We start from the raw sequence: 19,672 nt of genomic DNA, 5'->3' as shown, positions 1-19,672 counted from the left end.
GTCAGGCCGCCATGCGCTGGCTATGGCTGTCGCCGAAGGCGCGCGTGGCATAGCGCAGTTCGCCGCCCACGATCGCGGCGCAGACGCGGGGCAGGCCCGGCACCTGGTCGTCCACCACGATGGCGTCGGCGATCAGCCCCGGCGCCAGTGCGCCGCGGTCCTTCAGGCCGGCGGCTCGGGCCGGATTCAGCGACACCAGATCCCAGGCCTGCGCCAGCGGCAGCACGCCGTCGTTGGCCAGCTTCATCACGGCGGCCAGCGGGGCAGGGTAGTAATAGTCGGAGGTCAGAATGTCGCACAGGCCCGCACGGATCATTTCGGTGGCGCCGGGTGCGCCAGTGTGGCTGCCGCCGCGCACGACGTTGGGCGCGCCGAAGACCACCGAATCACCCAGGTCGCGGGCCACGCCGGCGGCCTCGCGGGTCAGCGGAAACTCCGCCACGCCGCAGCCCAGCTGGTGGTAGTAGCGGCGGGTGGCGGCATCCGGATCGTCGTGCGAGGCCACCTTCAGGCCCGCTGCCTGCGCGCAGCCGGTCAGCTCGCGCATGGCATCGGCCACCGCGTCGGCGGCAGCCATGGCGGCGCGGATGCGGTCCTGGAAGACGTCGAGGTCGCACTCGGCGCGGTTGGCGTACTGCATCAGCTTGCGCTCGTCGCCCAGACGGCGCGCCATGCTGGGCAGGTGGTCGTTCAGGGCCAGGAAACGCACGCGGCCGTCGCGTATCCATTGCTGGGCAATCTCCAGGCCGCCCACGTGATGGGTTTCGAAGCGCAGGTGCACATAGTGCCGCGCGCCCATGAGATGGCGCATTCTTTCCAGCGCGTCGAACATGCGTTCGGCGTAAGCCTCGCCGCGCAGCCCGCCTTCCCAGGACAGGGTCACGCCATGGAACTCGGTGGTGATGCCGTTGGCGAGCAGTTGGCGGTCCACGTCGAACAGGGCGCTGTCGTAGGGAAACGTCACGCTGGGCCGCGGCATGACGGCGCGCTCGAAGGCGTCGCCGTGCAGGTCCACGATGCCGGGCAGCACCAGCAGATTGCCGGCGTCGAACCAGGGCGCGCCCCGCGGCGCCGCGGCGGCGGAGCCTTCGATCAGTCCGCCATGGAACCGCAAGCTGGCCTGTTCGACGCCGCGCGGCGTCAGGATGCGTTGGCCTGTGACACCGGCCAGGGGCGAGGGGGCGTGCGTGTGTGTGTTCATGGCGTGACGTTAGTGGGATTGCATTACAACCAGATGTCTAGATGAGTTAATCCATTAGTCGGAGCCTTCCGCGCCGCCTGCGCGCGCAGGCGGCGGCCTGGCGTCAGCTGTCGTCCGTCACCATCAGCTGGACCATGTCGCCCACGAAGCGCGCCACGCTATATTGCAGCGGCGAGCCTTCCTGGTCCACATTCAAGGCCTCCACCTGAAGAATGGGGCGGGTCTTGGGCTGGCCCAGCAGGCGGGCGATTTCGGGCGTGGGCAGGGCGGCGGTGATGCGCGACCACTTGCGCGTGTAATCGCCGATGCCATAGTGGGCATAGACCTTGGAGATCGAGCGCAGGGACGCCAGGCGGTCGGCGAAGTCGGGGAAGCGCTTTTCGTCGAAGAAATGTTCCGAGACGCTGATGGGGCGGTTCTCGGCTTTGCCCACGATCTGCACGCGCAGCAGCGGCGCGGCGCGGCTCAGGCCCAGGTGCTTGGCGATGTCGCCGGCGCGCAGGCTCTGGCTGCCCAGGACTTCCTGGTGGCCCAGCATGCCCTGGCTGCGCAGGTTCTCGGAAAAGCGCGTGCGCTTGCCGATGGCGTAGTCGATCGCGTGTTCCTGGACGAAGGTGCCGCGGCCTTGTTCGATGCGGACCAGGCCGCCTTGTTCGAGTTCGCCCATCGCGCGGCGGATGGTGTGGCGGTTGACGGAAAACTTGGCGGCCAGCTCGGGCTCGGACGGCAGCTGTTCGCCTGCCGCATAGAGCTTGTTGCGGATATCGTCCGCCAGCGCTTCGCCGATTTGCCGCCAGACGGCGATGCCGGAACCTCTTTCGACCATAGGGTGTGCTCGTGCTGTCACATCAGCTTAATGAAGAATGGCAGTGATTGTGCACCATGCGACGGCAGCCGCAAAGGCGCTGCGGGCACGCTGCAACTGTCATCAAAAATTCACGCCAGGCTGTTGAACTTCGTTTTCAGAGCGATCATACTCCATCCGGTCGTCTAGACGTTTAGAGGAAAAAGATGGATCACCCCAAGACAGGGCAGGATGCGGCGGGCGCGCAACGCGCCGCCTGGATGCGCGTGCTGGCGCTGGCCGATCCGGCCGCGCTGGATGGCGCCTTTTGCGCGCTGGCGGGCAAGCCGGAACACCAGACATTGCGCCCCGCGCAGACCGGCATGGCCATGGTGCGCGCCCGCAGCGGCGGCACCGGGGCCCGCTTCAATCTGGGCGAAATCAGCGTGACACGTTGCGCGGTGACGATGGGCGAGGGCGTGGTCGGCGTGGCCTACGTGCAGGGCCGCTCGCAGCGCCATGCCGAGCAGGCCGCCGTGGCCGACGCCCTGCTGCAACTGCCGGAATGGCATGACACGGTGCAGGCCCAGCTGATCCAGCCGCTGGCCCGGCTGCATGCCGAACGGGTCGAGCGCCAGGCCCGCGTGGCGGCGCAGACCAAGGTGGAATTCTTCACGATGGTGCGAGGCGAGGACTGACATGCAGCAACAGATACAAGCCGCCGCGGCCTCGGGCCGGGCGCTGCTCCCCGGATTCGCGGATCCCGTCGGCGACGCGCAGACCACGTTCCGCGCCGCGCTCGACGCGATGGCCCACCCCGGGCGCATCCATGAAATCCTGATCGAAACCGGCGTGCCGACGGGCCTGTCGCCCGCCATGACCGCGTTGCTGCTGACGCTGGTGGACGTGGACACGCCGCTGTGGCTGCCCGAAACCGTCAGCGCGGACGCGATCGCCTTCCTGCGATTTCATTGCGCCTGCCCCATCGTGCCGTCGCCCTCGCTGGCGCGTTTCGCCGCGGTGCCGGCTGGCAGCAAGGCGCCGGCGCTTTCGGCTTGCCACCAGGGTGATCCGGCCTATCCCGATCTGTCGACCACCTTGCTGATCGAGGTCGAATCCCTGTCGGGCGGGGAACCCGCCATCCTCAGCGGCCCGGGGATCAAGAGCCAGCAGCTCCTGCATGCGGCAGGGCTGCCCGAGGGCTTCTGGCGCGAATGGCGCCTCAATCATCAACGGTTTCCGCTTGGCGTCGACGTGTTGTTGACGCAGGAGCGGCGGATCTGCGCGCTGCCGCGCAGCACGCGCAAGGAGAGCTGACATGTACGTAGCCGTGAAAGGGGGCGAACGCGCCATCCTCAATTCCTACCGCATGCTGGACGACTACCGGCGCGGCGACCGCGAAGTGCCCGAGCTGAGCCTGGACCAGATTCGCGGACAGATGCCGCTGGCGGTGTCGCGGGTCATGGCCGAGGGCTCGCTTTACGATCCGCAGCTGGCGGCGCTGGCCATCAAGCAGGCGGCGGGCGACCTGATCGAAGCGGTGTTCCTGCTGCGAGCCTACCGCACCACCTTGTCGCGCTTTGGCTATACCCAGCCCATCGACACCGGCCGCATGCGCTTGCAGCGTCGCATCTCGTCCACCTTCAAGGACGTGCCTGGCGGGCAGATCCTGGGGCCGACCTACGACTACACCCAACGCCTGCTGGACTTTTCGCTTCAAGCGCAGCGCGAGGCCGACGCCTTGCCGCCGGGCGGCGAGGCGCTGGACAGCGCCATGCCGCGCGTTACCGACCTGCTGGCGCATGACGACCTGATCGACGCGGAAGCCGTGCCCGAAGGCGATCCCGAACCTTTCGACCTGACCCGGCAGCCGCTGGATTTTCCGGCCTCGCGCGCGGCCCGCCTGCAGAACCTGGCGCGCGCAGACGAAGGCTTTCTGTTGTCCATGGGTTATTCGACCCAGCGCGGCTATGGCAACACCCACCCCTTCGCCGCCGAGATCCGCTACGGCGCGCTGGAGGTGGAAATGCATATCGAGGAACTGGGATTCGCCGTCACCGTGGGCGAAATCGAGATCACCGAATGCCAGATGGTCAGCCAGTTCGCCGGCAGCGCCGAGGAAGGCCCGAAGTTCACCCGGGGCTACGGCCTGACCTTCGGCTATGGCGAACGCAAGTCCATGTCGATGGCGCTGGTGGACCGCGCGCTGAAGGCGCGCGACCTGGGCGAACGCGCGGATTCCCCGGCCAACGACCACGAGTTCGTGCTCTATCACAGCGACAACGTCGAAGCCTCCGGTTTCGTGCAGCATTTGAAGCTGCCGCACTACGTGGACTTCCAGGCCAACCTGGAACTGTTGCGGCGCATGCGCGCCGAACGCGCCGCGCCAGAGGCCGCGCGCAACGATCTGATGGACGAGGCGGTTTCCCCATGACGACGCAATACGCAACGGTCGAACGCGACGACCACTACAACTTCGCCTATCTGGACGAATCCACCAAGCGCATGCTGCGCCGCGCCTTGCTCAAGGCCGTCGCCATCCCCGGCTACCAGGTGCCTTTCGGCAGCCGCGAAATGCCGCTGCCCTATGGTTGGGGCACCGGCGGCATCCAGGTGACGGCGTCCATCATCGGCGCGAACGACGTGCTCAAGGTGATCGACCAGGGTTCGGACGACACCACCAACGCGATCAACATCCGCCGCTTCTTCGGCCGTGTCACGGGCGTGGCGACGACGGAGTCCACTTCCGCTGCCACCATCGTCCAGACCCGCCACCGCATCCCCGAGACGCCGCTGGCGGAGGGGCAGATCATGGTGTTCCAGGTGCCCATTCCTGAACCGCTGCGCTGGCTGGAGCCTTCCGAAACCGAGACGCGCACCATGCACGCGCTGGCCGAATACGGCGGCATGCACGTCAAGCTGTACGAGGACATCGCGCAGCACGGCCACATCGCCACCACCTATGACTATCCGGTCATCGTGAACGGACGCTACATGATGCGGCCTTCGCCCATCCCCAAGTTCGACAACCCCAAGCTGGACCGCAGCCCCGCGCTGATGCTGTTCGGCGCGGGCCGCGAAAAGCGCGTCTACGCGGTGCCGCCGTACACGCAGGTGAAGAGCCTGGACTTCGAGGACCATCCGTTCCGGGTGGAGACCTGGAACGAGTGCTGCGACCTGTGCGGATCGCGCGAGAGCTATCTGGATGAAATCATCCTGGACGACGCCGGCACGCGCCGCTTCGTCTGCTCCGACACCGAGTACTGCAACGACCGCCAGGCGCAGCAGGGCGCGCAACAAGCCAACCAGGAGACCGCGGCATGAACGTCCAACCCTTGCTTTCGGTGCGCAACATGACGCGCACCTGGGACGGCGTGCATGGCTGCCGCAACGTCAACTTCGATCTGTATCCCGGCGAAGTCCTGTGCGTGGTCGGCGAGTCCGGCTCCGGCAAGAGCACGCTGCTGTCGGCCGTGTCGTACCAGACCCGGCCGGACGCGGGCAGCGTCTGGTACGACACCCGCGACCAGGGCTTTACCGATTTGGCCGCGCTGCCCGGGGCGCGCCTGCGCCTGCTGTCGCGCACCGATTGGGGCTTCGTGCGGCAGAACGCCAGGGATGGCTTGCGCATGCAGGTCAGCGCGGGCGCCAACATCGCCGAGCGGCTGATGGCGGTGGGTGACAGGCACTATGGCGACCTGCGCCAGGCCGCCGGCAATTGGCTGCAAAAGATGGAAATCGATGCGGGCCGGCTGGACGACAGGCCCACCTCGTTCTCGGGCGGCATGCAGCAGCGCCTGCAGATCGCCCGCAACCTGGTGACCCATCCGCGCCTGGTGTTCATGGACGAACCCACGGCTTCGCTCGACGTGTCGGTGCAGGCGCGCCTGCTGGACCTGCTGCGCCAGCTGGTGGCCGACCTGGGCCTGGCCGCCATCGTCGTGACCCACGACCTGGCCGTGGCGCGCCTGTTGGCGCACCGGACCCTGGTCATGCGCGGCGGCGAAGTCGTCGAAAGCGGCCTGACCGACCAGATCCTCGACGATCCGCAGCATCCCTACACCCAGTTGCTGGTGTCTTCCATTTTGCAGAGCTGACCATGCCTGAAAAGACTCCCATGATCGAGGTGCGGGGCCTCGGAAAGATGTTCACCCTGCATAACCAGGGCGGCATGCGCCTGCCCGTGCTGGAGTCGGTCGACTTAGACGCGGCCGCCGGTGACTGCCTGGTGCTGGCGGGACCGTCCGGCACCGGCAAGAGCACCTTGCTGCGCTGCCTTTACGGCAACTATCTGGCGACCGAGGGCAGCATCCGGGTGCGCTGGAACGACGAATGGGTGGAGCTGGCCGGCGCTCCCGAGCAGCGCATCCTGGCGTTGCGGCGCGAGGTGATCGGCTACGTCAGCCAGTTCCTGCGCGTGATTCCGCGCGTGTCGGCGCTGGACGTGGTGGCCGAGCCACTGCGCGCGGCGGGCGTGGAGGCCGATGAGGCCCGTTCCCGCGCAGCGGCCCTGCTGCAGCGCCTGAACGTGCCGCCGCGCCTGTGGGGGCTGGCGCCCGCCACGTTCTCGGGCGGCGAACAGCAGCGCGTGAACATCGCGCGCGGTTTCATCGCGCGCCATCCTGTCCTGTTGCTGGACGAACCCACCGCCTCGCTGGATGCCGACAACCGCCAGGTCGTGATCGCGCTGATCCGCGAGGCAATGGCCGAAGGCCGCTGCCTGCTGGGCATCTTCCACGATGCCGAAGTGCGCGATGCCGTCGCCACGCAGACCCTGGCCTTGCGTCCCGCCCAACCCGCCCAACCCGCCCAACCCGCCCTGGCCGACCTGGAGCAATGATGCAGAGCACCTATCTCACCCATGCCCGCGTGGTGCTGCAGGACCGCGTCCTGGAGGACAGCGCCGTGCTGATCGACGATGGCCGCATCGTCGCCATCGAACCTGCCGGGGCACGCGCGGACTACGAGATCGACCTGCGCGGCCAGACCTTGCTGCCGGGATTGATCGACCTGCACTGCGACGCCATCGAAAAGGAAGCCGAGCCGCGTTCGCGGGTGCTGTTTCCGCTGGATTTCGCGGTGGCCCAGGTGGACCGCCGCAATGCCGCGGCCGGTATCACCACGCCGTATCACGCGCTGTCCTTCGCCAACAGCGAGTGGGGCGTGCGCAACAACCAGACGGCGGCGGAAGTGGTGCGCACGGTGCGCGCCTTCGGCCAGCACAGCCTGGTGGACAACCGCGTCCATTGCCGCTACGAAGTGACCGACGCGACCTCGGTCGATGTGCTGCGCGCGCTGATGGACGAGGGCGCGGTGGACCTGCTGTCGGTCATGGACCATTCGCCCGGCCAGGGCCAGTTCAAGACGCTGGAGTCCTATCTGCAATACATGATGGGCAACCACGCGATGAGCCGCGAACAGGCCGAGGAGGCCGCGCAGGCCAAGACGCGCGCCAAGGACGGCGCGGTAGCGCGGGTGGAGGCGTTGCTGTCGCATGCGCAGGGGCTGGGCATACCGACAGCCAGCCATGATGACGATTCGATCCATCGCATCGCCACCATGCGCAACCTGGGCGTGGCCATGAGCGAATTCCCGATCACCCTGGATACCGCGCGCGCCGCGGTGTCCTGCGGGCTGCCTACCATCCTGGGCGCGCCCAACGTGTTGCGCGGCCAGAGCCAGAGCGGCTCCATGCGCGCCATCGACGCCATCCGCGCGGGCGTGGCCAGCTGCCTGTGCTCCGACTACCAGCCGTCGGCGTTGATCGCGGCGGCCTACACGGTGGCCGCGCAGACGGACCTGACGCTGCCGCAGGCGGTCGCGCTGGTGACGCTGAATCCGGCGCAGGCTTGCGGCCTGTCCGACCGCGGGCGCATCGCGCCGGGGCTGCGCGCGGACCTGGTGGCGGTGGCGCAAGTGGGCACGCAGCCGCTGATCAGCCATACCTGGTCGGCGGGGCGGCTGGTATTCTCGGCGCACTATCCGTCTGTGCGCGCGAGCGAGCAACGGGCGTCCGAAACGCAGGCCGTGGCGGCCTGAACCGGTTCCTGGAGAGAGATGTGTTGCATCCCATCGTGACAGCCGTGGCCTGCAGCCCGACGCACGGGTTCAGCAAGCCGGTGGTGCCGGCCATCATGTTGTTGAAGGGGCTGGGCGTGGAAGGCGACGCCCACATGGGCGTCACGGTCAAGCACCGCTCCCGCGTCAAGGCGGACCCGACGCAACCCAATCTGCGGCAGATCCACCTGATCCACGGCGAGCTGCACGACGAGCTGCAGCTTGCCGGCTTCAACGTGGCCGAAGGCACCATGGGCGAAAACATCACCACCCGCGGCATCGATCTGCTGGGCCTGCCGCGCGGGGCGCGCCTGCATATCGGCGCGCAGGCGGTGGTCGAGATCACCGGCCTGCGCAATCCGTGTTCCCAGCTCGACAACTACCAGCAGGGCCTGACCGCCGCGGTGCTGGGCCGCCATCCGGACGGCAGCCTGATGCGCCGCGCCGGCATCATGGGCATCGTGATCGAGGGCGGGACGGTGAGCGCGGGCGATCCGATCCGCGTGGCGCTGCCCGAATTGCCGCACCTGCCGCTGGAGCGTGTCTGAACACCTTCTGCGCAGGGCCGGCCTGTCGCAAAAACATCGCCGGCATGCGCAGCCGGGAGGCCGCGCATCTGGTTAAATGACGGGAAAGGCGCAGCCGCGATTTCCGCGGCGCGCCGGCCCTTTTTCCGGAGTTTGCGATGGCACGATTCAATTTCACCCAGGATCCCGAGGAACCCGATCTGTGGGCCGCGGAGAACGTCGCCGCCGGCAAGGGCCGCCCGCCCATCCACGTGATGATCCAGACTGACGGCGAAGAGCCCGACAGCAGCGCGTCCAAGGTGGTCAAGGCCATCATCGACGACCTCGACGACCAGATCCTTGCCGCGGCCGAGTTCCTGCTGGAAAACTACTCCTACGAGCACTACAAGAAGCTCGGCCTGGACGACAACCAGCTGCTGCAGGAAGAAACCCCCGAAGCCATGGCCCAGCATGCCGTGCTGCGCGCGCTGTGGCTGTTCGACGAAGACGGCGACGGCTATGAACTGTGGTTCACGCTGCCCTGGGATCCGGTGCATACCTACGACGTGGAATTCGAGGACGGCGCGCCCGTCTCGTGCTCGGTCAACGACTGAGGCGCGCAGGCCCCAGGGGCGTGCTTATCGATCCAGCTCGAACTTCGTCGCCTGGCTCTGGCCCAGCGAATCGTCGTAGCGGTACAGCATCTTCAGGGACTTGCCCTTGCGCACCGTGTCGGCCGCGGTGTTCTCAAGCACCACGTCGATCTCGCGGCCGACGAATTCGGTGCAGTCGGTATCGGCGCGGGCGCCATCGGGGATGTCCGCGTTCCTGACCTTCAAGCGAAACATTAGTTGCGTCAGTTCCGTGCCGTCGGTGCGGTACTGGCGCATCACCACGGGCAGGTTGGCCACGGTGCCGCCCAGCTCGCAGGAAATGCGGGTCCAGGCGTAGGAGGCGGGCGCGGCGGACATCAGGGCCGCGGCTGCCAGGGCGCAGCGCAGGCTAAGGCGTTTCATGGCATGAGAACTGAGCGCGGCGCCCATGCGTGCCGCGCCGGGATGGGGAGCGAAGGGTTTTATATGTTGCTCCCGGCCATGGCGCCGGTCAAGCTGGCGCAAGCCATGAAAAAAAACGGGCCATGCGGCCCGTTTTTCATTGCCTGCTGTTTCAGGCGTTCTGGTTTGCGGCCTGTCCCGGGGAGGCTTCCCCGGCTCCGGCGGACTCGGTATCGGCCGTGCCCTCGCGATTGCCTTCCAGCTTGGAGATCACGGCGGTGGCCAGGCTGTTGCCGACCACGTTGGTGGCGGTGCGGCCCATGTCGAAGAACTGGTCGATGCCCATGATCAGCAACAGGCCTGCTTCCGGCAGGTGGAACATCGGCAGGGTCGCGGCCACCACCACGAGCGAGGCGCGCGCCACGCCGGCCATGCCTTTGCTGGTGACCATCAGCACCAGCAGCAGGGTCAGCTGCTGCGTAAAGCTCATCTGGATGTTGTAGGCCTGGGCGATGAACAGTACCGCGAAGGACTGGTACATCATCGAGCCGTCCAGGTTGAAGGAGTAGCCCAGCGGCAGCACGAAGCCCGAGATGCGCTTGGGCACCCCGAAACGGGTCAGCGCCTCGATGGTCTTGGGGTAGGCGGATTCGCTGCTGGCCGTGGAGAACGCCAGCAGCGTGGGCTCTTTGATCAAACCGCCCAGGCGGAAGGTCGACTTGCCCAGGAACAGGTAACCCACGGCGAACAGAATGGCCCACAGCAGCGCCAGGCCCAGGTAGAACTCGCCTATCAGCTTGCCGTAGCTGACCAGCACGCCCAGGCCCTCGGTGGTGATGGCGGCGGCCATGGCGGCGAACACGCCCAGGGGCGCGAAGCGCATCACGTAGTCCGTCACCCGGAACATGATCTTGGCCAGTTCGTCGATCAGGTTGTAGATGGCGTTGTGGCCCTTGCCGCGGATGAAGGACAGGGCGGCGCCGAAGAACAGCGAGAACACCAGGATCTGCAGGATCTCGTTGTTGGCCATGGCCTCGGCGATGCTGCGCGGGAACACGTGCGTGATGAAGGCCTTGAGCGTGAAGTCACCCGTCTTCAGGCCCGAGGTCAGGCCCGCGTCCGGCAGCGCCAGGTTCATGTGCGCGCCCGGCTGGAAGATGTTGACCAGTGCCAGGCCCAGCAGCAGCGACAGGGCCGATGCGGCGATAAACCAGACCATGGCGCGCATGCCGATGCGGCCCACGGCGCTGGCGTCGCTCATGCTGGCCAGGCCGGTCACCAGGGTGGCGAAGACCAGCGGGGCGATGATCATCTTGATCATGCGCAGGAAGATGTCGGTGACGAGACTGAAGTACGAGGCGATCTGCAACGCCTCTTTCTCATTCTGCGCGTAGTTGTGGCAGAAATAGCCCACCACGATGCCCAGCACCATGGCGATGCCGATGTAACGCGTCAGCTTCTTAGTGTTCATGATCAAAACGGAAAACAGGGATCGTTTGCCTGGCCCGGCAGGGCGGGCGCGCCGGCATGAGGGCGGGCAAGAGGATCCGGAGAGGGGATGCCAGGGTAGGCCGCGAGGCCCGGGTTTACCCTTGGGGCGCGATCTTAACGCCGCGCACCTGACACGCAGTTGTCAGGTTGGGGACGGATGGCGCCGCTTCCTGGGGCGACGGCAAATAGCAGGCGATAGCGAAGATGTATCAATTTGGAACGGCTGCGCTATCGCTCGCCGCCATGCCAGAATGGTTCAGCCCCAGCGCCCGCGAGCCTGGGGCAACACACGAACAACAGGCCCCTGCGCGGGGCCGCATGAGGAGACTAGGCAATGCCGAAACGCGAACTGTCCGTGCTGGCGTCCGGATACACCTATCTGGAGGGGCTGCGCTGGCACGAAAGCCGCCTGTGGGCGTCGGACTTCTATACCGAGCAGGTCATCGCCGTGGACCTGGAGGGCAAGGTCGAGCAGATCTGCAAGGTGCCGCAGCAGCCTTCCGGGCTGGGCTGGCTGCCGGACGGCCGCCTGCTGATTGCGTCCATGAAGGACCGCAAGCTGCTGCGGCGCGAGACGGACGGCACGTTGGCGGTGCACGCCGACCTGTCGGCGTACACCGGTGGCCTGGTCAACGACATGGTGGTGGACGCGCAAGGCCGGGCCTATGTGGGCAATTTCGGTTTCGACCTGATGGCGGGCGAGCCGGTCCGCAATACCGGCATCGTGCGCGTCGATCCCGACGGCTCGGCGCGCCAGGTGGCCGAAGGGCTCTGCTTTCCCAACGGCTCGTTCATCACGCCGGACGGCAAGACCATGATCGTCAACGAAACCTTCGGCAACCGCATTTCCGAGTTCGACATCCTGGCCGATGGCGGGCTGGGGCCGCGCCGCGACTGGGCCGATTTCGGCCCCTTGCCGGCCAGCGACGACCTGGGCGTGCTGATCGCCGCCTCCGCCATCGGGCCCGACGGCGGCGCGCTGGACGCGGAAGGCGCCTTGTGGGTGGCAGACGCCATCGGCAAGCGCATCGTGCGCGTGGCGCGCGGCGGCAAGATCCTGGAGCAGATCGACACCGGCGAATTCGGCATCTTCGCCGCCGCCCTGGGCGGGCCGGATGGGCGGACCCTGTTCATGGCGGCCGCGCCCGACTTCATCGAGGCCAACCGGCGGGCCAAGCACCAAGGCTGCATCCTGATGACCCGGGTGGACGTGCCGCACGCCGGCCGGCCGTAGACGCCGCAGTTTCTGGCGCGGCGCGCCCCGCCGCGCCATCGGTCCTTCGGGCGAGTCGAAGGCTGGCCTGAGCCTTTCGTGCTCATCTGAATGGACCGGATACGGGCGGTTGCAAGACCTTTCGTCGAATCCCCCGTAAAATCACCCCATTCAGCAAGTCTTCAATCATCTTTCAATAGACAGTACCTAAGGAGGACCACTCATGGCCCTAGTCTCCATGCGCCAGTTGCTCGACCACGCCGCCGAGCACGGCTACGGCATTCCCGCTTTCAACGTCAACAACCTGGAGCAGGTCCAGGCCATCATGGAAGCCGCTGCGGAGACCGACAGCCCGGTGATCATGCAGGCCTCGGCCGGCGCGCGCAAATACGCGGGCGAAGGCTTCCTGAAGCACCTGATCCAGGCCGCCGTGGAATCCTATCCCCACATCCCCGTGGTCATGCACCAGGATCACGGCCAGTCGCCCAAGATCTGCCAAGGCGCCATCGACCTGGGCTTCTCCAGCGTCATGATGGACGGTTCGCTCAAGGAAGACGGCAAGACCATCGCCGACTACGACTACAACGTCGAAGTCACCAAGAAGGTCGTGGACACCGCCCACAAGCTGGGCGTGACGGTTGAAGGCGAACTGGGCTGCCTGGGTTCCCTGGAAACCATGGAAGGCGACAAGGAAGACGGCCACGGCGCCGACGGCAAGCTGACCATGGATCAGCTGCTGACCGATCCGGAACAAGCCGCCGACTTCGTGCGCCGCACGCAGCTGGACGCCCTGGCCATCGCCATCGGCACCAGCCACGGCGCCTACAAGTTCACGCGCAAGCCCACCGGCGACATTCTGTCGATCTCCCGCATCAAGGAAATCCACGCCCGCCTGCCCAACACCCACCTGGTGATGCACGGCAGCTCCAGCGTGCCGCAGGAACTGCTGGCCGAGATCCGTGAATTCGGCGGCAACATGAAGGAAACCTACGGCGTGCCCGTCGAGGAAATCCAGGAAGCCATCAAGTACGGCGTGCGCAAGATCAATATCGACACCGATATCCGTCTGGCCATGACCGGCGCGATCCGCCGCTTCTTCGCTGAAAACCCGGAAAAGTTCGATCCGCGCGAATACCTGAAGCCGGCCCGCGCCGCCGCCAAGGCGATCTGTGTGGCTCGCTACACCGAATTCGGCACCGCCGGCAACGCCAGCAAGATCAAGGCCCTGCCGCTGACCGAAATTGCCGCGCAATACGCGTCGGGCAAGCTGGCTCAAGTGGTGCAGTAAGCAAAGCTGCGGGGCTGGACGCTTGAGGCGTCCGGCGCCCGGGCGCAATGAAAAGCGGTCCGCACATGCGGACCGCTTTTTTTTGCCTGCGCCGTCGCTAGGGCGCAGGCGAGTTGCGGGGAAAGTGCGGCACGGTCCGGTCGACGTGGTGCCAGGACGGGGCCGAGTCGGTCCAAAGGGTGGCACGGGCGCGGAAGGCTTCCGGATCGTCCAGCGAACCGGCCCGCACGATGTCATAGCCCATGCCCGCCGAATTGCCGAACAGCGGAGTGCCGCAGTCCGCGCAGAAGCTGCGCATCACGGTATGGCCGGATTCGCCGCGGTAGCGGTGCTCTTTGGGGTTGCCGCGCAGGAGCGTAATGGAGCCGGTGGGGAAGATCAGGGCATGGGCCGGGGCGCCGCCGCTGGAATATTGGCAGTCCCGGCAATGACAGGTCGCCGCCATGATCGGTTCATCGGTGATGGCGTAGCGGATGGCGCCGCATTGGCAACCGCCAGTCAGGTGCACCTGCGCGTCGGCGTGGGCGCTGCGTTTGGGGGAAGCATCCTGCATACGGCTCTGTCTCCAGCTTGGGGTCAGCGCCGTGACGCCAGAGGCGGCCGGCGCGCATCATAGGGGAGGCAAGAGCCTAACCCGGCCGCCGGGCGGCGTCGAGGGGAGGCCCGGCAAAACCTGTCCATTTGCAGTAACCTATGCGCTTCGCAAGACCCACGCGCGTCGCGCCGGCCTTGCACGCGGTTCCCGGATTCCGTTCTACTTCCCGCCCTGGCGCCTGCCCGAGGCGGGAATCTTCATTATTGCCATAGGCCATTCCCGTGACTTCTGCTTTGCATCAATCCAGCATCAAGTCCTTGCCGCTGCTGGGCCGCGGTAAGGTGCGCGACATGTACGCGGTGGGCGACGACAAGTTGCTGATCGTCGCATCGGATCGCATCTCCGCATTTGACGTGATTCTTGACGACCCCATCCCCGGCAAGGGACAGGTGCTGACCGAGCTGACCGAGTTCTGGCTGCAGAAGCTGGCCCACATCCTGCCGAACCACTCCACCGGCATCAAGCCCGAAGACGTGGTCGCGCCGGACGAAGTCGACCAGGTGCGCGGCCGCGCCGTGGTGGTCAAGCGCTTGAAGCCCATCCTGGTGGAAGCGGTGGCCCGCGGCTACCTGATCGGCTCGGGCTGGAAGGACTACCAGGCCACCGGCGCCGTCTGCGGCATCAAGCTGCCCGCCGGCCTGCAACAGGCCAGCCAGCTGCCCGAACCCATTTTCACGCCCGCCGCCAAGGCCGAATTCGGCATGCACGACGAGAATGTGGACTTTGCCCACGTGGTCAAGGAAGTCGGCCAGGAAATGGCCGAGCGCATCCGCGACGTGACCCTCAAGCTGTACGCCGAAGCGGCCAAGTTCGCGGCCACCAAGGGCATCATCATCGCCGACACCAAGTTCGAATTCGGGCTGGACGACGATGGCACGCTGTACCTGATGGACGAAGTGCTGACGCCAGATTCCTCGCGCTTCTGGCCGGCCGACGGCTACCGCGTGGGCATCAGCCCCCCGTCGTTCGACAAGCAGTTCGTTCGCGACTGGCTGGAAACCCAGACCTGGGACAAGACCCCGCCCGCGCCGCGCCTGCCGCAGGACGTGCTGGAAAAGACCGCCGCCAAGTACCGCGAAGCCCTGGACCGCCTGGTCGCCTGAGCGCTTACGGCCAAGGAAAACCCGCTCCTAGGGCGTCCGGACGACGAAAATCCGGATCGCACTTCGGTTTTGTGAAGCAGGGTTCTTGAGCCGCCGGCGTCCGGACTGCGGGATTCCGATGCTCGCCCCGGTGGGGCTGCGCTTCGGATCCCTCCGCCCGGCCACCGGCTCACGACATCTGCCCATGGACTGGGGCTGAAACCAACGCATTAGGCGACTGCCAGCCGAGGTGGCCCGGAGCCATCCGAAGCGCAGCCCCACTGGGGCGAGCATCGGAATGGCGCAGGGCTGCCTCGGCGGCTAAAGAACCCTGACATCTGCGAGCTCGAAGCCCTGCCGCACCGTACTTCGGTTTGGTGAAGCAGGGTTCTTGAGCCGCCGGCGTCCGGACTGCGGGATTCCGATGCTCACCCCGGTGGGGCTGCGCTTCGGATCCCTCCGCCCGGCCACCGGCTCACGGCATCTGCCGGTGAGCGGGGTCCGAAACCTACGCATTAGGCGATTGCCAGCCGAGGACCCGGAGCCATCCGAAGCGCAGCCCCATTGGGGCGAGCATCGGAATGGCGCAGGGCAGCCTCGGCGGCTAAAGAACCCTGACATCCGCAAGCTCGAAGCCCTGCCGCTCCCCCCGGAAGTTGCCTTTACGTGCAATTTCCGCGGGACGGTTCAGATGGAGCGGCTTTTTTTCGCCCTGAAAGCGCCTGCCCTGCAAGGGTTATCAGGGCTTTCGATAGGATTTATTGCGAATTGTGACGTTATAATTCCCGGCTGCTTGCATGGGGACGTTCCCCAGAAAGGAGCTCCCAGCATGGTAATGATGTTGCCTTTCCTGACTGGCCTGATCGCGGTGTGGTTTGGCATGCTAGGCAGGCGCCGCCCCTGCGTGACCTTCTGGCTGCTGACGCTGGCGCTGTTCGCCGCCTGGTGCCAGTACCACATGACCAGCCCGCTGGCCTTGTCGTTCTGAGGGCGGGGCGATGATCTTCTCCCGCAATCCCGCGCGCGGCTCGCGCGTCCTCAATGGCCTGGCGCTGCTGGGCGTCACCGGCGCCCTGGGCATGGCCTTCTTCTGGCAGATCGCCTACGACGAACTGCCTTGTCCGCTGTGCCTGTTGCAGCGCGTGGCGCTGTTGCTAGCGGGCGTGGGCTTTTTGCTGAACATGCGGCTGGGGCCTTCGCCCATGCACTATGCGATGAGCATCGCGGCCGCATTGGGCGGCATGCTGGCCGCCGGCCGGCAAGTGCTGCTGCACATCGCGCCGGGCGATCCGGGCTACGGTTCGCCCCTGCTGGGCCTGCACTTCTACACCTGGGCGTTCATCGCCTTTGCCGCCATCATCGTGTTCTGCGCCGTGATGCTGGCGGTTGACCGCAAATGGGGCGACAACATGCTGCGCAAGCCGGTGTCGGTGCTGGGCGTTCTGGTCATGGCCCTGTTTTTCCTGGTGGCGCTGGCCAATGTGGGCAGCACCACGCTGGAGTGCGGTTTCGGGCCTTGTCCGGACAACCCCGCCAGCTACCAATGGCTGGATTCCGCCTCCGCGACATAGCCCTTGCCGGCGCCGGGTAAAATACCGGGTTTCGCGGCATCCGTCCGCGGTCCTTTGACTTTCCGCGGCCCTGCGCCGCGGTCTCAACTCTACGACACCGGTTATGACAGCCAAGACTTCCGCAGCGGCAGAGGCCACCCCCGTGGTGGGCGTGATTATGGGTTCTTCCAGCGATTGGGAGGTCATGAAGCACGCGGTCACGATGCTGGAGGATTTTGGCGTTCCCCATGAGGCGCGCGTGATCTCCGCGCATCGCATGCCGCAGGACATGGCCGAGTACGGCGCGGCGGCGCATGCCCGCGGCCTGCGCGGCATCATCGCCGGCGCCGGCGGCGCGGCGCACCTGCCGGGCATGATGGCCGCGCTGACCGAAGTGCCGGTATTCGGCGTGCCGGTGCCGTCCAAGTACCTGCGCGGCGAGGATTCGCTGCTGTCCATCGTGCAAATGCCCAAGGGCGTGCCGGTGGCCACCTTCGCGATCGGCGAAGCCGGCGCGGCCAATGCCGCGCTGCACCTGATCGCCACCCTGGCTGGCACGGACGCGGGCTTGCACAAGAAGCTGGTGGCGTTCCGCGCCCGCCAGACGCAAGCCGCGCGCGACATGAAGGTTCCGCCCGAGGCCTGATCAGAATGACTCAATCGACTGCTTTCATGATTGCTCCCGGCGGCTGGCTGGGATTGCTGGGCGGGGGCCAACTGGGCCGCATGTTCTGCCACGCGGCCCAGAGCCTGGGCTACAAGGTCGCGGTGCTGGATCCGGCCGCCGAATGCCCGGCGGGCATGGTGGCCGACCTGCACATCCAGGCGGCCTATGACGACGAAGCCGGCCTCGAGCGCCTGGCCCAGACCTGTCAGGCCGTCACTACCGAATTCGAGAACGTGCCCGCGGACAGCCTGCGCACCCTGGCCACGCGCTGCCGCGTCAGCCCGGCCGGGGATGCCGTGGCCATCGTGCAGGACCGCATCGCCGAAAAGACCTTCATTGCCTCGCAGGGCATTGCTGTCGCGCCGCACGCCGCGATCCGCAGCGAAGCCGACCTGCGCGCTGCGCCCCAAGGGCTGTTTCCGGGCATCCTGAAAGTCGCCCGCCTGGGTTACGACGGCAAGGGCCAGGCCCGCATCAGCACGCGCGAGGAGGCGCTGGCCGCCTTCGCCGAATTCGGCGGCGTGGCCTGCGTGCTGGAAGCGCTGATGCCGCTGGACTACGAAATTTCCGTGGTGCTGGCGCGCGGTTTCGACGGCGCGAGCGTGGTGTTCCCGGTGGCGCGCAACGTGCACCGCGACGGCATCCTGGCGGTGTCGACCGCCGCGCCGGTGCAGCAGGACGCAGCCCACGCAGAACGCCAGGCCCGCGCCACGCAGGCCGCGCAAGCCATCGCGCAAGGCCTGGGCTACCACGGCGTGCTGTGCGTGGAATTCTTCGTGCTCAAGGACGGCAGCCTGATCGTCAATGAGATCGCGCCACGCCCGCATAACAGCGGCCACTACACCATGGACGCCTGCCTGACCAGCCAGTTCGAGCAGCAGGCGCGCGCCATGGCCGGCCTGCCGCTGGGCGGCTCCGACCTGCTGGCGCCTGCCGTCATGCTGAACATCCTGGGCGACATCTGGTATCCGTCGGCCACCGCCACGGCGCAGCGCGAACCCGATTGGGCCGCCGCGCTGGCCGTGCCAACTGCCAAGCTGCATCTGTACGGCAAGCGCGAAGCGCGCCGCGGCCGCAAGATGGGCCACATCACGATCGTGGCGCCGACCTTGCAGCAGGCTCGTGACGACGCCGCCCGCGTGGCGGCGGCGCTGGGCATGCAGGCTCCCGAGTAAAGCGCGGATTCCATGACTTCCTTGCCCCCGTCAGCGTCCGCCAGCGCCGCGGAGATCGCCCACGCCGCGCAGCGCATGCTGGACGGCGAGCTGGCCGCGTTTCCGACCGAGACCGTCTACGGCCTGGGCGCCGATGCGGAAAACCCGCAAGCGGTCGCCAAGATCTACGCCGCCAAGGGCCGGCCTTCCAACCATCCCGTCATTGTGCACATCGCGCCGCAAGGCGATTTGTCGTACTGGGCGGCGGAAGTGCCGCAAGAGGCGCGCCTGCTGATCGACGCCTTCTGGCCCGGTCCGCTCACGCTGATCCTCAAGCGCGCGCCGCACATCGCCGACACGGTCAGCGGCGGCCAGGACAGCATCGGCATCCGCTGCCCCTCGCATCCGGTGGCGCAGGCGCTGCTGGCGGCTTTTGCCGCGGGCAAGCCCAACGGGCAGGGCGGCGTCGCGGCGCCGTCGGCCAACAAGTTCGGCCAGGTGTCGCCGACGCGCGCCGAGCACGTGCGCAGCGAGTTCCCCGAGGAAGTCGCGGCCGGCATGCCGGTGCTGGAGGGCGGCGCGTCGGAGGTGGGCATCGAGTCCACCATCCTCGACCTGTCGCGCCTGGACCGCGGCGCCGGTCCCGTGCTGCTGCGTCCCGGCCACATCAGCGCCGCGCAGATCGAAGCGGTGCTGGGCGTGCAGGTCTTCGCGCCCGACGCCGCCGCGCCCAGGGCATCGGGCACGCTGAAGGCGCACTACGCGCCGCGCACGGCGCTGGAGCTGGCCTCGGACGCGCGGCTGCGCGACGTGGTGCAGGGGCGGGGCCTGCCCGAAGGCAAGGTCGTGGTGGTCGCCTACGGCGATCGCCCCGCCGCGCTCGACGCCCGGGTGCAGTGGCAGGCCGTGCCCGCCGATCCGGCGCGTTACGCCCAGGCGCTCTATGGCCTGCTGCGCGATCTGGACAAGCAGGGTTATGCGCGCATCATCGTGCAGGCGCCGCCGGCTACCGATGATTGGCACGCCGTCAACGACCGCATCGGCCGCGCCGCAGCGGCTTTCGTCTTGGACACGACGGACTTGTAGGAT

22 protein-coding genes are annotated in these 19,672 nt (G+C 67.1%); 17 read left to right on the top strand and 5 right to left on the bottom strand.

The features are described 5' to 3' along the window. Position 1: 1 nt before the first annotated feature. Positions 2 to 1,201 (bottom strand): alpha-D-ribose 1-methylphosphonate 5-triphosphate diphosphatase, encoded by a 1,200-nt coding sequence (locus tag N5C88_RS19650; protein WP_280016055.1) that lies wholly within the window; start codon positions 1,199 to 1,201, stop codon positions 2 to 4. 103 nt (positions 1,202 to 1,304) lie between these two features. Further along, the gene (gene phnF / locus N5C88_RS19645; RefSeq protein WP_059379464.1) at positions 1,305 to 2,027 is read right to left on the bottom strand and encodes a phosphonate metabolism transcriptional regulator PhnF; all 723 of its coding nucleotides are present in this window, start codon (positions 2,025 to 2,027) and stop codon (positions 1,305 to 1,307) included. Between the two features lie 185 nt (positions 2,028 to 2,212). On the opposite strand from phnF, the gene phnG reads away from it, so the two are divergent. The 9 genes from phnG (at position 2,213) to N5C88_RS19600 (ending at position 9,162) form a co-directional block, all read left to right on the top strand. Next, entirely contained in the window at positions 2,213 to 2,683 is a 471-nt protein-coding gene (gene phnG, locus N5C88_RS19640; protein ID WP_280016054.1) for a phosphonate C-P lyase system protein PhnG, read from the top strand. Between the two features lies 1 nt (position 2,684). Then, the gene (phnH, locus tag N5C88_RS19635) at positions 2,685 to 3,302 is read left to right on the top strand and encodes a phosphonate C-P lyase system protein PhnH (RefSeq protein WP_059379462.1); all 618 of its coding nucleotides are present in this window, start codon (positions 2,685 to 2,687) and stop codon (positions 3,300 to 3,302) included. Position 3,303: 1 nt separating this feature from the next. After that, a complete protein-coding gene (locus N5C88_RS19630) occupies positions 3,304 to 4,419 on the top strand; it encodes a carbon-phosphorus lyase complex subunit PhnI (RefSeq protein ID WP_280016053.1) in 1,116 nt (371 codons plus the stop codon). Continuing rightward, the gene (locus N5C88_RS19625) at positions 4,416 to 5,309 is read left to right on the top strand and encodes an alpha-D-ribose 1-methylphosphonate 5-phosphate C-P-lyase PhnJ (protein WP_280016052.1); all 894 of its coding nucleotides are present in this window, start codon (positions 4,416 to 4,418) and stop codon (positions 5,307 to 5,309) included. Before N5C88_RS19630 ends, N5C88_RS19625 begins: the two co-directional genes overlap by 4 nt. Beyond that, positions 5,306 to 6,082: a phosphonate C-P lyase system protein PhnK gene (phnK, locus tag N5C88_RS19620; RefSeq protein ID WP_059379459.1), complete on the top strand. Its 777-nt coding sequence runs from the start codon at positions 5,306 to 5,308 to the stop codon at positions 6,080 to 6,082. Before N5C88_RS19625 ends, phnK begins: the two co-directional genes overlap by 4 nt. 2 nt (positions 6,083 to 6,084) lie before the next feature. Further along, positions 6,085 to 6,825: a phosphonate C-P lyase system protein PhnL gene (gene phnL, locus N5C88_RS19615; protein WP_280016051.1), complete on the top strand. Its 741-nt coding sequence runs from the start codon at positions 6,085 to 6,087 to the stop codon at positions 6,823 to 6,825. Further along, positions 6,825 to 8,024 carry an alpha-D-ribose 1-methylphosphonate 5-triphosphate diphosphatase gene (locus tag N5C88_RS19610; protein WP_059379457.1) on the top strand — a complete coding sequence of 400 codons (1,200 nt, stop codon included), beginning with the start codon at positions 6,825 to 6,827 and terminating at the stop codon, positions 8,022 to 8,024. Before phnL ends, N5C88_RS19610 begins: the two co-directional genes overlap by 1 nt. Positions 8,025 to 8,047: 23 nt before the next feature. Next, a complete protein-coding gene (locus tag N5C88_RS19605) occupies positions 8,048 to 8,590 on the top strand; it encodes an MOSC domain-containing protein (RefSeq protein WP_280016080.1) in 543 nt (180 codons plus the stop codon). Between the two features lie 137 nt (positions 8,591 to 8,727). Further along, entirely contained in the window at positions 8,728 to 9,162 is a 435-nt protein-coding gene (locus N5C88_RS19600; protein WP_054451475.1) for a hypothetical protein, read from the top strand. 24 nt (positions 9,163 to 9,186) lie between these two features. On the opposite strand, the gene N5C88_RS19595 is transcribed toward N5C88_RS19600, so the two are convergent. Together N5C88_RS19595 and N5C88_RS19590 are read right to left on the bottom strand one after the other, a co-directional pair. Next, positions 9,187 to 9,564, bottom strand: coding sequence for a hypothetical protein (locus N5C88_RS19595; protein WP_059379499.1), 378 nt, complete (start codon positions 9,562 to 9,564; stop codon positions 9,187 to 9,189). A 151-nt stretch (positions 9,565 to 9,715) separates the two neighbouring features. Then, a complete protein-coding gene (locus N5C88_RS19590; protein WP_280016050.1) occupies positions 9,716 to 11,014 on the bottom strand; it encodes a dicarboxylate/amino acid:cation symporter in 1,299 nt (432 codons plus the stop codon). Positions 11,015 to 11,368: 354 nt separating this feature from the next. Here N5C88_RS19590 and N5C88_RS19585 point away from each other — a divergent pair, with 354 nt between their 5' ends. Continuing rightward, positions 11,369 to 12,268, top strand: coding sequence for an SMP-30/gluconolactonase/LRE family protein (locus tag N5C88_RS19585; protein ID WP_280016049.1), 900 nt, complete (start codon positions 11,369 to 11,371; stop codon positions 12,266 to 12,268). Between the two features lie 202 nt (positions 12,269 to 12,470). Continuing rightward, positions 12,471 to 13,535 (top strand): class II fructose-bisphosphate aldolase, encoded by a 1,065-nt coding sequence (fba, locus tag N5C88_RS19580; RefSeq protein ID WP_059379455.1) that lies wholly within the window; start codon positions 12,471 to 12,473, stop codon positions 13,533 to 13,535. A 97-nt stretch (positions 13,536 to 13,632) separates the two neighbouring features. Here fba and N5C88_RS19575 read toward each other — a convergent pair whose 3' ends face one another. Continuing rightward, complete coding sequence (locus N5C88_RS19575) at positions 13,633 to 14,088, bottom strand: GFA family protein (RefSeq protein WP_059379454.1); 456 nt, start codon at positions 14,086 to 14,088, stop codon at positions 13,633 to 13,635. Between the two features lie 263 nt (positions 14,089 to 14,351). Here N5C88_RS19575 and N5C88_RS19570 point away from each other — a divergent pair, with 263 nt between their 5' ends. From N5C88_RS19570 to N5C88_RS19545, 6 genes are all read left to right on the top strand, one after another. Next, positions 14,352 to 15,233, top strand: a complete 882-nt coding sequence (locus N5C88_RS19570) for a phosphoribosylaminoimidazolesuccinocarboxamide synthase (RefSeq protein WP_049075485.1) — start codon at positions 14,352 to 14,354, stop codon at positions 15,231 to 15,233. Between the two features lie 814 nt (positions 15,234 to 16,047). After that, positions 16,048 to 16,200: a DUF5993 family protein gene (locus N5C88_RS19565; RefSeq protein ID WP_162470881.1), complete on the top strand. Its 153-nt coding sequence runs from the start codon at positions 16,048 to 16,050 to the stop codon at positions 16,198 to 16,200. A gap of 10 nt (positions 16,201 to 16,210) precedes the next feature. Then, on the top strand, positions 16,211 to 16,783 hold the full coding sequence (locus N5C88_RS19560; RefSeq protein WP_059380208.1) for a disulfide bond formation protein B: 573 nt from the start codon (positions 16,211 to 16,213) through the stop codon (positions 16,781 to 16,783). Positions 16,784 to 16,886: 103 nt separating this feature from the next. Beyond that, entirely contained in the window at positions 16,887 to 17,408 is a 522-nt protein-coding gene (purE, locus tag N5C88_RS19555; protein ID WP_054451468.1) for a 5-(carboxyamino)imidazole ribonucleotide mutase, read from the top strand. A gap of 5 nt (positions 17,409 to 17,413) precedes the next feature. After that, positions 17,414 to 18,604 (top strand): 5-(carboxyamino)imidazole ribonucleotide synthase, encoded by a 1,191-nt coding sequence (locus tag N5C88_RS19550; RefSeq protein WP_118932781.1) that lies wholly within the window; start codon positions 17,414 to 17,416, stop codon positions 18,602 to 18,604. Positions 18,605 to 18,616: 12 nt separating this feature from the next. Continuing rightward, a complete protein-coding gene (locus N5C88_RS19545) occupies positions 18,617 to 19,669 on the top strand; it encodes an L-threonylcarbamoyladenylate synthase (RefSeq protein ID WP_280016047.1) in 1,053 nt (350 codons plus the stop codon). The last annotated feature ends 3 nt before the right edge of the window (positions 19,670 to 19,672 follow it).

This window comes from Achromobacter sp. GD03932, from assembly GCF_029839485.1.
GTDB lineage: Bacteria > Pseudomonadota > Gammaproteobacteria > Burkholderiales > Burkholderiaceae_B > Achromobacter > Achromobacter bronchisepticus_A.
Note: the sequence above shows the minus strand (reverse complement) of the source record. Positions and strands in the feature narration are given on the sequence as shown.